This is a genomic window from Pseudomonas reinekei, assembly GCF_001945365.1.
In the GTDB taxonomy this organism is placed as follows: Bacteria; Pseudomonadota; Gammaproteobacteria; order Pseudomonadales; family Pseudomonadaceae; genus Aquipseudomonas; species Aquipseudomonas reinekei.
Map to the genome: position 1 here is coordinate 1 of NZ_MSTQ01000056.1, position 769 is coordinate 769.

Annotated in this window: 1 protein-coding gene; it reads right to left on the minus strand. The window is 59.0% G+C overall.

Annotated features, from left to right (window positions below; all coding sequences use genetic code 11):
- On the minus strand, positions 1–769 hold a 769-nt coding region (locus BVK86_RS28950), incomplete at both ends, for a type VI secretion system Vgr family protein (protein WP_139315827.1).

The window sequence follows — 769 nt, forward strand, 5'->3', positions numbered from 1 at the left end:
TGGTTTCGGCTTTGGCCAGCTTGATGGTCTCGGCCTTGTTGCCGCCGATGGTCACGCTGCGGTTGGCACCGATGCGGATGGTTTCGTTCTGGCCGACATCCTCGGTGCGGTGGTCGCCGATGGACACGGTTTCGTTGTGCTCGACCCGCTCCTTGCGGTCATTGCCAACAAAGATGCCGTTGTTGTTTTTGATATGGACGTTCTTGTCTTTTTCGGCATGGATGAACACTTCCTGGTGGCCCAGCTCATCCTCAAAACGCAGCTCGTTGAAACCAGAGCCCTTATGGGTTTGGCTTTTGATGGTCATGCGGGTTTTGTGTTTGGGCAGCTTGTACGGCGGCAGATTGGTCTCGCGGTAGGTGCGGCCTGTGGCGATCGGCTGGTCAGGATCGCCGTCCAAAAAGCTGATGATCAGTTCCTGATTTATCCGAGGCACGGCCATGGCGCCCCAGGTCGCCCCGGCCCAGCCTTGAGCCACACGAATCCAGCACGAACTCTGATCGTTGTTTTTGTCCGAACGGTCCCACGGAAACTGCACTTTGACCCGGCCCCACTCATCGCAGTAGATCTCTTCCCCCGGCGGACCCACTACCGTGGCGATCTGCGGGCCGTCGATGCAAGGCTTGTCACGCAGCGGCGCCTTCCAGTCGGAGGTCCAGCGGATGGCGCTGGCCTTCACTTCATAAGATGTGCCGAGGCCGCTACCGAACGATTCTTCCTGCAGGCTGGTGTGCTGTTTGCCCTCGTGCTTGATGGCGATGGTGCGCCA